Origin of the sequence: Ancylomarina sp. 16SWW S1-10-2 (assembly GCF_009669305.1) — a bacterium.
Lineage (GTDB): Bacteria > Bacteroidota > Bacteroidia > Bacteroidales > Marinifilaceae > Ancylomarina.
This window is the reverse complement of sequence record NZ_SADB01000031.1, coordinates 23,801-37,252: the sequence shown is the minus strand read 5'-3', so window position 1 is coordinate 37,252 and position 13,452 is coordinate 23,801. Positions and strand designations below refer to the sequence as shown.

At 34.1% G+C, this 13,452-nt stretch carries 9 protein-coding genes; 8 read left to right on the top strand and 1 reads right to left on the bottom strand.

All coding sequences use genetic code 11. The features are described from left to right. A partial coding sequence (locus EMN46_RS17455; RefSeq protein WP_195715302.1) for a GLPGLI family protein occupies positions 1–767 on the top strand: 767 nt, incomplete at its 5' end. Between the two features lie 105 nt (positions 768–872). Then, positions 873–3,491 (top strand): carboxypeptidase-like regulatory domain-containing protein, encoded by a 2,619-nt coding sequence (locus EMN46_RS17450; RefSeq protein WP_154202139.1) that lies wholly within the window; start codon positions 873–875, stop codon positions 3,489–3,491. A 116-nt stretch (positions 3,492–3,607) separates the two neighbouring features. Here the strand turns inward: EMN46_RS17450 and EMN46_RS17445 are convergent, their stop codons facing one another. Next, complete coding sequence (locus EMN46_RS17445; RefSeq protein WP_154202137.1) at positions 3,608–5,050, bottom strand: carbon starvation protein A; 1,443 nt, start codon at positions 5,048–5,050, stop codon at positions 3,608–3,610. A 400-nt stretch (positions 5,051–5,450) separates the two neighbouring features. Here EMN46_RS17445 and EMN46_RS17440 point away from each other — a divergent pair, with 400 nt between their 5' ends. The 6 genes from EMN46_RS17440 to EMN46_RS17415 all read left to right on the top strand — a co-directional run bounded on the left by EMN46_RS17440 (position 5,451) and on the right by EMN46_RS17415 (position 13,369). Then, positions 5,451–6,326 (top strand): electron transfer flavoprotein subunit beta/FixA family protein, encoded by an 876-nt coding sequence (locus EMN46_RS17440; RefSeq protein ID WP_154202135.1) that lies wholly within the window; start codon positions 5,451–5,453, stop codon positions 6,324–6,326. Between the two features lie 48 nt (positions 6,327–6,374). Next, positions 6,375–7,394 carry an electron transfer flavoprotein subunit alpha/FixB family protein gene (locus tag EMN46_RS20505; protein ID WP_368667571.1) on the top strand — a complete coding sequence of 340 codons (1,020 nt, stop codon included), beginning with the start codon at positions 6,375–6,377 and terminating at the stop codon, positions 7,392–7,394. Positions 7,395–7,481: 87 nt separating this feature from the next. Continuing rightward, on the top strand, positions 7,482–9,197 hold the full coding sequence (locus EMN46_RS17430; protein ID WP_154202133.1) for an acyl-CoA dehydrogenase family protein: 1,716 nt from the start codon (positions 7,482–7,484) through the stop codon (positions 9,195–9,197). A gap of 275 nt (positions 9,198–9,472) precedes the next feature. After that, on the top strand, positions 9,473–9,838 hold the full coding sequence (locus EMN46_RS17425) for a PadR family transcriptional regulator (protein ID WP_154202131.1): 366 nt from the start codon (positions 9,473–9,475) through the stop codon (positions 9,836–9,838). Positions 9,839–9,857: 19 nt separating this feature from the next. Continuing rightward, a complete protein-coding gene (gene glpK / locus EMN46_RS17420) occupies positions 9,858–11,354 on the top strand; it encodes a glycerol kinase GlpK (protein ID WP_154202129.1) in 1,497 nt (498 codons plus the stop codon). 446 nt (positions 11,355–11,800) lie between these two features. Further along, entirely contained in the window at positions 11,801–13,369 is a 1,569-nt protein-coding gene (locus tag EMN46_RS17415; protein WP_229130408.1) for a glycerol-3-phosphate dehydrogenase/oxidase, read from the top strand. The last annotated feature ends 83 nt before the right edge of the window (positions 13,370–13,452 follow it).

The following is a 13,452-nucleotide window of genomic DNA, read 5'->3' as shown; positions in this document are numbered from 1 at the left end:
AATTGGATGAGTCTTTTTTGAAGTGCGTTTATGATTTTGAGTATTTAAAAGATACATTATCATATAAAAAATCAGATGGGGATATGTTGTATCTTCAAATTGGGCATAATTGCTCCAAATGTTACAGTTATTATAGTAATCAGGTTGACTCTTTACTATGCATACCGGATTATGACAAAAAATTTTGGAAGATCTTCAAAAATGCAATGGATAAGGAAGGGGCTTCATCATCTAATTATCCGCACAAGCGAATGAAGACTTATGTGTATAAAAATTACCCTGAGGGAAAGATTACAGTTACCGACGGACTTTCCTTGCAGGATTATATTTATGAAGATGAGCTGAATGCACAAAATTGGGAAGTTATGGATAGTACCAAAATGGTTTTGGATAATCCCTGTCAACTGGCTAGGTGTACTTTTCGTGGGAGACAATGGATGGCGTGGTTTACATCTGAAATTCCCATAAGCGATGGTCCATGGAAATTTGGAGGTTTACCTGGTTTGATTCTGGAGGTTCATGACATTGGTAAGCAATACAATTTTGTAATAATAGGCATAGAAAAAAATGAAGAACCGATTGTGTTTAGTAAGACATATGTGGGGAGCAAGAAGTTTGGAAAAACAAAACGACTTGAATTCCTAAAAGCAAAAAAGGCTTACCTAATGAATATGGGTGGTTATATCGAAATGGAAACTGGTATTGATTTAGGAAGTAATTCTTTACAAAAAATAATGCGTTACGATTTAATTGAGCGAGATTATTAGTTAAAGGCTTGTGAATAAGTGGTTATTTTATGTAATTATTATTTATTGGATATAAGGTCTAGCTAAGACAAATAGAGTTAGTTCTAAAATCTACAATTTAAAATTATGAGGTTTTTATTAAAATATTGTTGTGTCTTACTTTTTATTTTTAATGTTTCGCATCTTAATGCACAGGAATTTATTGCAACAGGAAGAGTCGCTGATAAAAATACAAAAGTTCCATTGTCTCATGTTTTGGTAACTGTTCGTTCTTCCGAAAATAAGGTGGTAAAATTTACTCAAACAGATCCAAATGGTAAGTATGAGATAAAGTTATCTGATTTCTTAGAAAAACATAAGTTGTATTTTTCTATACTGGGTTATGCATCGCAAGCTATTGTATTGAACAAAGAACAGCAAATTTATGATATTGCTATGATCGAGAAAGCTACTGAAATTAAGGAGGTGATAGTTAAAGCTCCTGGAATTCATGAACGGGGAGATACAATTACTTATATGACCTCAAGTTTTGCCGGGGTAGAAGATAAATCGCTGGCAGATGTATTAAAAAAAATGCCGGGAATTGAGATTGAAGAAAGTGGAAAGATAAAGTACAATGGTATCGCAATCAACAAGTTTTATATTGAAGGGAAAGATTTACTGGGTGGGCGTTACGGCTTGGCAACCAATAATGTTCATCATCAGGATGTGGGAAGTGTGGAAGTAATGGAAAATCATCAACCTATAAAGGCATTAAAAGATATTTCGTTTTCTCAAAATCCTGCTATAAATATCCGACTTAAAGAAGATGCTAAAGCACGATGGGTAGGTACTGCAAATATAGGTGTGGGTGAAGGAGTTGATCCTTTTTTATGGAATGCAGAGCTTGTGGGGATGCGGTTTACATCTAAAATGCAAACCCTTAACACCTATAAAACGAATAATACAGGAATCAATATTGTGAAGGAAACGAATTCATTCTCTTTTGATAGCAGAGACAATAAATTTCCAAAATCTTACAGTTTGAAAGATTATTTGGAAGTTGAGCCTGATTACCTGAGCGACATTGATGCCAATCGTGTACGGTTTAATGAATCACATTTATTCACTACAAATAACCTCTGGAGTCTTGGAAAGGATGGCGATTTAACATCTCAAATAACTTATACAAATAACAGGCTAGAGTCTAATAGCCATTCGGTTGCGAATTACTTCTTAACCGATTCAACAATTATAGAGGAAGAAGGAGAGTCGTCTGTTTCACATCAAAATCATTTATCAGGTAATGTAATTATTAATGCCAACACACCTACCTATTATATAAAAAATAATCTAAATGCCGATATCTATTGGGATGATATGGATATGTCGATTAGTGGCACATATCCCAATAATCAGTCAGCATCAACTCCTTACCGTTCGTTTTCAAATGATTTCGAGTTGATTAAGCGTACAGGGAATAGAGCATACACATTAAATTCGTATAATTCCTATCAGGTAAAACAACAGGATTTGGATGTTGTAAAGGAAGGCGATAAAGATCGTCAGGAAATTAATTCGACAGCATTTTATACAAATACAAATACATCGCTGGCATTTTATTTAAAACCGTTTACTCTATTTATGAAAATGGGAGTTTTAGGTTTAATTCGAAAAATGGACAGTAAGTTGACGGGGATTCCGGATTCATTTGGGCAAGTCGAAAATGATTTGTATGTACATAACCTGACTTGTTTTATTGGACCAGAGTTGGAATATAAAAATAATGGGCTCGAAGCGAAGTTTAATGCCCCTTTTTCATTTTCTCCTTACTGGTATCGCGATTATGTATTGGATGAAAAGAAATCTGTTTCCAAATTCATGATAGCACCACGAATGTATATTCGTTATCATTTTACTTCCCGTTTATCAGCTTCGCTTTCTGGCAGTTTGGCTAAAAATCCTATAAAAGAACAGCAGTTTTATAAGGGCTTGTTGCTTCAAAATTATCGAAACTTGTCTCGTGGGATTCTTAATTTCGATACTGGCTTTCAAAAGTCTTTGATGTTGAGTACTTATTATAAAGTACCCTTAAAAGCATTTTTTGCGAATGCAAGTGTAATTCGTTTGTGGAATACAAACAAGCGTATTTCAGAACGATCTTTTATTGACGAATTTATTATAAATGGTTTTATTCCTCAGAAGAATACCTCCAAAGTGTGGATGTTAAACGGACAAATAAGTAAAGGCTTAAGTAATCCTCATAATATTTTAACCATAAGTGGTTCGTATATGGATTTTTATGGGACCACTTTCCAAAATGATATTGAAACACCTTATTCATCTCAAAGATGGGATGTAAAGCCTAAGGTGAAATTGAGAATGTTTTCCTGGTTGAATGTTTCATATGAAATGAAATATATGAAAGAAAGCTTGTCAGTAAGTAGTACTGGAACTCATTCGTCTTCAGAAATGTTTTCTCAGGTAGTGTCTGGAAATTTTGCCTATAAAAACAAATGGTATTTTCAACTATTGGGTGAACACTACAATAATAGGCCATCAAGTACTATTTCGAAACATCTTTTTCTTGCTGATGCTGAATTTACATATAGTATAAACAGTAGTTGGGAGTTGAATTTTGCGGCTAAAAATATTTTTGATCAAAAAAAATACACTTACACAATATATGATGCATTAACCAGAGTAGATAAAGAATACAATATTCGACCTCGTACCTTATTGGTGAGCGTATTCTTTAGATTCTAAATTAAACGATATGGCATGGGCATAATTATTTTGACTTTGAGCTTCCTCCCAATAAATAAAGGAATGACAGCTAACATACATTATAAATAGATGCAAAATTGCTTTGTGCAGTTAATTTAACGCGTTTTAAAATGTTTTCGGATACTTAGTTTAAATAAACTAAATGCTGTTAAAGCAATTAGTGCTCCTAAACTATAACCTATTTCTATATTGATATTTAGACCACCATTTTTAATTGGAGCAACCAAAAGATAGGTGAAGCAAATTGCAGTCATAAATACGGCTGGTAAACTGAGTATATAATGCTTTTGTCCATTTTTAGCTAAATACATTGCTCCAGTCCATAACATAGTCATTGACAGAATTTGATTTGCTAAACCGAGGTACTTCCATATTGTTGAAAATTCAAGCTGAGATAAGAGAAACCCAACAGCAAAAAGGGGTATACTTACTAAAAGACGACTTTTTATCGATTTTTGTTTGACACTCAACATATCAGCAATGGTTAAACGTGCACTACGAAATGCTGTGTCTCCAGTTGTTATTGGACAGGCTATTACACCAACAATAGCGAATATAGCTCCAATTTTTCCTAGCCAAGTGTTACATATTTCATTCACTACCCATGCCGGATTATGACCAGACATAAGGGTATCATTTAAAGCATAAGTATCACCAAAGAAATTCATTGAAGCTGTTGCCCAAATAAGAGCTACTATTCCTTCAGCTATCATTGCTCCAAAGAATACAGGTTTACCATAACTTTCTTTTTTCATGCAACGAGCCATTAATGGAGATTGTGTTGAGTGAAAACCAGAAATTGCTCCACAGGAAATGACTATAAACATCATAGGGTAGAGGATGTTTTGAGATGGATTTGAATGTAAATTTTTAAGTTGATCAAAATTTAATTCATTCATAATAAGACTACCATCTAATGATTTAAAGATCATAGCACCAGCAATGGTAATAGCCATGATTAAAAGTGCAGCTCCGAAAACGGGATATATTTTACCAATTATTTTATTTATAGGTAGAAGGGTTGCAATAAGATAATATGCAAAAATACCATATAGCCAATAATTAAATCCACCTCCAGTTAAATCTTTAAGTAATCCAGCCGGGCCTGTAACGAAAGCTACACCTACGAGTATTAATAGGAGAATTGTAAATATTCGTAAGAAATTTTGAAATCCAGGGCCTAAGTATTTTCCTACAATTTCGGGAAAGCTTGAACCATTATTTCTAATAGAAAGCATACCAGAGAAATAATCGTGAGTTGCTCCCATAAAAATACATCCAAAAACGATCCAGATATAAGCTATTGGTCCGTACATAGCACCCAGAATTGCTCCAAATATTGGACCTAAGCCTGCAATGTTTAAAAATTGAATCATGAACATTTTCCATGTAGGCATCACAATAAAGTCAACATTGTCTTTTAATCTGATTGCGGGAGTTATTATTGAGTCATCGGCTCCAAAAAAACGTTCAATAAACTTGCCATAAATAAAATAGCCTAGTATTAGTGAAAGAATTGCTATTGAAAATGTAATCATGGATTTTAATACTTTTTGTTTTACTAAGAGAGAATAAAGTTACTATTAATAATAATTGAGAAAATACTTTAGATCAATTTTTTTTAGTCTTAGCAATGGAAATTTCTGTCAATAGATATACCACTTATATAAACTGTTTTATTAATGATACTTGCGTAAGTTAAATTTGTTGAATATATGAGAATAAGGCACTCTTTGATCTATCGTAATAGGTGCTTATATATATTTGATTTAAGTAGCCAATTCCATATATTTGCTAAACTTGAATTTAGGTCTCAACAAAGCTTAAATCTGAATAATAACAAATTGTAATCGATTGAACTAATTATTCAACTTCACTATTAGTATGTGAAAAAAATATGAAAGATATTCGACTATAACTGATAAAACATATATAACAATGAAAGGATTAAAAATTGTTGTTCTTGCTAAGCAGGTCCCTGATACTCGTAATGTTGGGAAAGATGCTATGAAAGCTGATGGAACTGTGAACAGAGCTGTTTTGCCTGCTATCTTCAATCCTGAAGATTTAAATGCACTTGAGCAAGCATTGCGTCTAAAAGATAAATATCCAGGAACTGAGATTACTCTATTGACAATGGGCCCAGGTAGAGCAGCTGAAATTATTCGTGAAGGTTTATATCGAGGAGCTGATAATGGCATCCTTTTATCTGACCGTGCTTTTGCTGGATCGGATACTTTAGCGACTTCTTATGCGTTGTCTTGCACCCTTAAAAAAATGGGTAAAATTGATATTATAATTGCTGGTCGTCAGGCTATTGATGGTGATACCGCTCAGGTTGGACCTCAAGTTGCTGAAAAATTAGGTTTCCCGCAGATTACTTATGCTGAGAATGTTGTATCAGCTGAAAAAGGTAAAATTGTTGTTAAACGTCGTTTAGAACGTGGCGTTGAAACTGTTGAAGGTTCTCTTCCAATAGTTGTAACTGTAAATGCTTCTGCTCCTGACTGTCGCCCTCGTAATGCTAAGTTTGTAATGAAATACAAGCATGCACGTGCTGTTTCTGAAATGCAGGATGCTTCTGAAGATTATATCGTATTACATAATGATCGTCCTTATTTAAATATTGGTGAGTGGAGTGTGAATGATATCGATACTAAAGCTGAAGAATTAGGTTTAGTTGGATCGCCTACAAAAGTGAAATCGATTGAAAATGTTGTTTTCCAAGCGAAAGAAGCTAAAGTACTTGAGCCTAGCGATGCTGATATGGATGAACTAATGAAAGAGTTAATTGTTAATCATACTATTGGTTAATCGGTTGGTTTTCATATCATTTCAATGTAGAATTTTAAAATTAATAACGTGAATAACATATTTGTATATTGCGAAATAGAAGAGGGACAGATTGCTGATGTAAGTCTTGAACTTTTAACTAAAGGTCGATCGCTAGCTGATGACTTAAAATGTAAGCTTGAGGCTATTGTTATTGGTGCCAATCTTAAAGGTGTTGAAAAACAAATTATTCCTTATGGCGTTGATATTTTATGGGTTGCTGATGATAAGCGTCTTTATCCATACACAACTTTACCTCATACTTCAATTATTGTAAAATTATTTGAAGAAGAGAAACCTCAAATTGCGTTGATGGGTGCTACAAGCATTGGTCGTGATTTAGGTCCTCGTTTATCTTCGGCACTTCACTCTGGTCTAACTGCTGACTGTACGAGTTTGATTATTGGTGATCACGAAGACAAGAAGAATAAGAAAGAATATAAAGATTTATTGTATCAGATTCGTCCTGCTTTTGGGGGTAATATTGTTGCTACAATTGTTAATCCAGACTGTCGCCCACAAATGGCAACTGTTCGTGAGGGAGTTATGAAGAAAGAGATTCTTTCTGAGACTTATAAAGGTAAAGTTAATCAAATTGAAGTTGCGAAATATTTGAACTCAGAAGATTTTGTTGTGAAGGTTATTGATCGTCACATGGAAGCTTCTAAAGTAAACATCAAAAATGCTGGTATTATAATTTCTGGTGGATACGGTGTAGGTTCAAAAGAAAATTTTGATAAGTTATACGAACTAGCTGATGTTATTGGTGGTGAAGTAGGTGCTTCTCGTGCTGCTGTTGATGCTGGTTATACTTCTCACGAACGTCAAGTTGGTCAAACAGGTGTTACCGTACGTCCTAAGCTTTATATTGCATGTGGTATTTCTGGTCAAATTCAGCATACTGCTGGTATGGAAGAATCTGCAATGGTTATTGCTATCAATACAGATAAGAATGCACCAATCAATAATTTCGCTGATTATATAATTACAGGTGATGTTGCTGATGTTATACCTAAAATGATTAAGCATTATAAGCTGAATACCAAATAATATTTTTAGTAATTAGTGAGTAAGGAAAACAGTCGTTAGACATTTAGAATAACGATTCATTACTTACAACAAAATACATCTAAAGAAATGGCTAATTTCTATACAGATAACGAGGACATGAAGTTCCATTTGGAACACCCGTTAATGAAAAAAATTGTTGCGCTTAAAGAGCGTGGCTTCGAAGATAAAGATAAGTATGATTATGCACCTCTTGATTTTGAGGATGCTATGGACAGTTACGATAGGACCCTAGAAATTGTAGGTGAAATTTGTGGCGATATTATAGCTCCTAATGCTGAAGGTGTTGATAAGGAAGGTCCTAGAGTTGAAAATGATCGTGTTATTTACGCAAAAGGAACTGCAGAAAACCATAAAGCGCTTACAAAAGCTGGTTTAATTGGTATGTCTCTTCCTCGTGAGTACGATGGATTGAATTTTCCCCTTGTACCTTATGTAATGGCTGCTGAACTTGTTTCTCGTTCTGATGGTGGTTTTGCAAATATTTGGGGTCTTCAGGATTGTGCTGAAACAATTCACGAATTTGCTTCAAAAGAACAAAAAGCGAATTACTTACCACGTTTTGCTAAAGGTGCTACTGCAGCTATGGACTTAACTGAGCCAGATGCTGGTTCTGATTTGCAAGCTGTTCAATTGAAAGCAACTTTTAATGAAGAAGAAAATCAATGGTATTTAAACGGTGTAAAACGTTTTATTACCAATGGTGATGGTGATGTTGCTTTAGTATTGGCTCGTTCTGAGGAAGGTACTAACGACGGTCGTGGTTTGTCAATGTTTATTTATGACAAAAAACACATGGCTGTTAAGGTTCGTCGTATCGAACACAAAATGGGTATTATTGGATCTCCAACTTGTGAACTTGTATTTACCAATGCACCTGCAGAGTTAGTAGGTTCTCGTAAAATGGGACTTATCAAGTATGTAATGTCATTGATGAATGGTGCTCGTTTAGGAGTAGGTGCTCAATCAGTTGGTATTGCTGAAGCAGCTTACCGTGAAGGTTTAGCTTATGCTAAAGAACGTCGTCAGTTTGGTAAAGCAATTATCGAATTCCCTGCTGTTTACGAAATGTTGACTAATATGGAGGCGAAGTTAAATGCTTCTCGATCTATGTTGTATGAAACATGTCGTATGGTTGATGTTTATAAATGCTACTACCATATTTCTCAGGATCGTTCTTTAGATAAAGAAGAGAGAACTGAGATGAAGAAATATCAGAAAATTGCTGATGTATTTACGCCTCTATTAAAATTGTTTGCTTCTGAGTACTGTAACGAAGTTGCATATGATGCATTGCAAATTCACGCGGGATCTGGGTATATGAAAGATTACCCAATTGAGCGTTTAGTTCGCGATGCACGTATTACAAATATTTACGAAGGAACATCTCAGTTACAAGTTGTAGCTGCTGTTCGTGGAGTAACTACAGGTCAGTATTTAGCTCAAATTAAGTTTTACGAAGGCGAAGAACTTAATCCTCAGTTGGAATACATCAGAACAATTCTTAAGGGAATGACTGATAAGTACGAAGTAGCTGTTGCTAAAGTACATGACATTAACACGACTGCAGATCACAATGACTTCTTGGATTTCCACGCTCGTCGTTTAGTCGAAATGGCTGGTTATATTGTTATGGGTTATTTAATGTTGTTAGATACTACTCGTAACGAGAAGTACAAAGCATCTTGTGAGGTATTTGTTAAGATGGGTAAAGCTAAGTGTGCTGCTCACCTTGATTATATTTCAGGTTCGGAGTTGAAAGATCTAGGTATCTTTAAAAAATAAGACACCTTAGTTTAATTATATTAAAGGAGTTGCTGTTAGCAACTCCTTTTTTTTAAATTTAGAACTCATAGACTGGAAAATCAGTTTTAAATGGGTTCTATTATTAAAACATGGGGCTACTTTAAATATTCTTTAATTTATTATAATATATTTGTAGATGGCAGGCTTTTTTAGCTTTCTTGAATCAAAAAAACAGTAATACAGATCAAGAATTGTTTGATTGTAACTGAAACTGATTGATATCTCGATTTTGAGATGAACAATTTTTTTGTAATATGGAGTCAGAAAACAACGAATATTTTATTGCGAAATGGAAATCCCAGTATAAAAAGGGATTACTTGAATATATAATCATTTTACTTTTACGGTCTCGTCCTTGTTATGGCTACGAACTCATAAGTGATATGAATGAGTTTACGTCGCTTGAAATTGCTGAGGGAACTATATATCCTCTTCTAAATAGATTAAAGAAAGAAGGTTTAGTGACTTCGGAATGGATTGAACAAGAATCTGGAATTCCACGTAAATATTATAAGTTAACCGATGATGGTTTGACTGTTTTGGGTACTATGAATGAATATGTTGGTTCTCTCAATGTATCAGTTGATAAAATTCTTAAGAAAACGATTTCTCTGAAATAAATATTTAATATAGAAAGTTATGCAACAATATATCTTATCCTTAGATCAGGGGACATCAATTTCAAGAGCTATTATTTTTGATATAGATGGTAAAATTATCGCGATTTCTCAGAAAGAATTTGAACAAAACTCGCCTCAATTAAGTTGGATTGAGCAAGATGCTAATGAAATTTGGTATTCTCAGGCTTCAGTGGCCGAGGAAGTTATTGCAAAAGCCGGTTTAACAGCTAAGGATATTAAAGCTATTGGCATCACAAATCAACGTGAAACCACTATTCTTTGGGATAAAGAAACAGGTAAACCGATAGCTAATGCCATCGTTTGGCAAGATTTAAGAACTTCGAAATATTGTGAGGAGCTTAAAAAAAGAGGTTTAACAGATACAATCAAAGAAAAAACAGGATTGATTTTAGATGCCTATTTTTCTGGTACTAAAATTAAATGGTTGTTGGATAATATTCCAGGAGCTAGACAAAAAGCAAAAGAAGGTAAGCTTGCTTTTGGAACTGTTGATTCATGGTTAATTTGGAAACTAACTAAAGGTGCCTGTCATGTAACAGATGTTTCCAATGCTAGTAGAACAATGCTGTTCAATATAAGAACTCTTGAATGGGACAAAGAAATTTTGGATATTTTAGATATCCCTGAAAGTATTTTACCAGAAGTTAAAAGTTCTAGTGAAGTCTATGGAATGACTTCCAAATCTTTATTTGGTGAAGAAATTCCAATAGCAGGGATTTGTGGAGATCAGCAAGCTGCTCTTTTTGGACAGATGTGTTTTGAAAAAGGAATGGTTAAAAACACCTATAATACAGGTTGTTTTATTTTGATGAACACTGGAGATCAAATTGTGACATCTAAAAACGATCTTATAACAACCATTGCTTGGCAAATTGGTGATAAGGTGACTTATGCTTTAGAAGGAAGTGTTTTTATAGGAGGTGCGGTTATACAGTGGTTACGCGACCAAATGAATTTAATTCATTCTCTAAGTGAAATTGAAGAATTAGCTCTTTCTGAAAAGGATAATGGAGGTGTTTATATTGTACCCGCCTTTATGGGCTTAGGTGCTCCATATTGGGATCAATATGCTAGAGGTACTTTTTGGGGATTGAATATGGGAACAACACCAGGGCATATTGCTCGAGCAGCTCTTGAATCAATTGCTTTGCGATCTCGTGATGTATTAAAGGCAATGGAACGCGATTCTGGAAATTCTTTAACACAGCTTAGGGCTGGTGGTGCGGTATTAAATAAAACCCTTATGCAATTTCAAGCTGATATTCTTGATATTCCAGTTGTGAGTCCTAATGTGAAAGAAATTACGGCTTTGGGTTCAGCATATCTTGCTGGTTTAGCAGTGGGTTTTTGGAAAGATATTGATGAAATTAAAAAACATCGAAAAATAACAGATGTTTACGAGGCTAAAATGTCAAAAGATAAACTTGATAAAACTTTAAAATATTGGAATAGGGCTGTTGGAAGAACTAGTCAATGGTTAGATTCTGACGATTAAATCATTTTGGAAGTAGAAAAAGGCGATAATTTTATAAATTATCGCCTTTTTTTTGTTTGAAACTTTAGCTTATATAGGATGTGAAAAAGGTTTGGCTTATTTATAATAGATTAAACATCCTTCAATTTAATTATATTATTATGTTGTTTATATTTATTGATACATCAATAAATAAGATCGTTTTACCTGTATATATTATTTGTATTATGCTTTATAGTTATTTATTTTTTAATCATAGATCGTTTCTAAATAAGCAAAGTTAAAGAACATACTTTGCATAGCTATGTATTTTTTTATATGTTTGAGTTGTCGGTTGATAAAAGAATTTTTATAAGTCCTATTTGTATATTTTCTTTTTTAGTCGCTTACTACTACAAAGTATAGTATGATGTGACGTTCGATATTAATGTTAAAACCTAATAGGCTAATAACAAAGAGGAGCAAAAATGATGATGGAACGTAATAAAATGATCTCAACAATTCAAGATACAGACCAAGTTTGGGATGTTGTTATTGTTGGTGGTGGTGCGTCGGGGCTTGGAGCAGCTGTAGAAGCTGTTACACGTGGAATGAAAACTTTATTATTAGAACAACATGACTTTACTAAAGGAACTTCGAGTAGAAGTACCAAGTTGGTGCATGGAGGTGTTAGGTATTTAGCTCAAGGAAATATTTCACTAGTTCTCGAAGCTCTTAGAGAAAGAGGTTTGATGAAGCAAAATGCACCTCATTTAGTGAAGGATCAATCCTTTATTATTCCAAGTTATAACTGGTGGGTGAAACCTTATTACACATTGGGTTTAACTGCTTACGATTTAATGGCAGGTCGTTTAGGTCTTGGACGTTCTTTACCTTATTCAAGAAAGAGAACACTTAAAAATATACCTACTTTAAAGCAAAAGGATTTAAATGGTGGTGTTGTTTATCATGACGGACAATTTGATGATGCTCGTTTTGGAATTAATTTGTGCCAAACTTTTGTTGAACGTGGCGGAACTGCTGCTAATTATATAAAAGTAGTAGGTTTAAATAAAACCGATAGTAAAATATCTGGCGTTACTGCAATTGATGGAGAAACAGGAGAACGTATTGATATTAAATCGAAGGTAGTAATTAACGCAACAGGTGTTTTTGTTGACCAAATTATTAAAATGGACGCGCCTAAGTCCAGAGATGTGGTTTGTGTAAGTCAAGGTGTTCATCTTGTTTTAGATAAAGAATTTGTTCCCAACGAATACGCAATCATGATTCCTAAAACTTCTGATGGGCGAGTTTTATTCGCTGTGCCTTGGCACAATAAAGTTGTAGTAGGAACAACTGATGTACAAAAGGAAAATGCTGAATTAGAACCTCAAGCTCTAGAAGAAGAGATTGATTTTATTCTAGAAACAGCAGGTCGTTATTTAACTAAAGCCCCTAAACGTTCTGATGTGAAATCTGTATTTGCAGGCTTAAGACCATTAGCGGCTCCAACAGGAGAAGGTAAAAAAACGAAAGAAATTTCTCGAGGACATAAAATTTATACTTCCGAAGCAGGATTGGTTACAATTACTGGTGGAAAATGGACTACTTATCGTCAAATGGCTGAGGATGTTGTTGATACTGCATCTAAAGTATCTTCTTATCCAATGAAAAAGTCTATTACTCGTAATTTAGCAATTCATGGGTGGAAAATGAATGTCGACTTGAATGATCCATTATACTTTTATGGTTCTGATTCTGAAAAAATACTAGTATTAGCTAGAGAGGATAAGAATTTAGGAAGCTATTTGAGTAAAGATTTAGGTATAATAAAAGCACAAGTTGTGTGGGCTGCTCGTCATGAGATGGCTCGAACAGTTGAAGACTTTTTATCAAGAAGAACAAGAGCATTATTGTTGGATGCAAAAGAAAGTTCAAGAATAGCTCCTGAAGTTGCAGCTTTATTAGCTAAGGAATTAGGTTTTGACTCGAATTGGGAAGCAGACCAAGTTGAGAAATACCAAACTTTAGCTTTGAGATATGTATTAAAATAAGAGGCTTTTAAACTAGTGGATTTATAAATGATAATAAACCCATTGTTTCATTTTCACAGAGTTTAAAAGCTGATATGATTGAT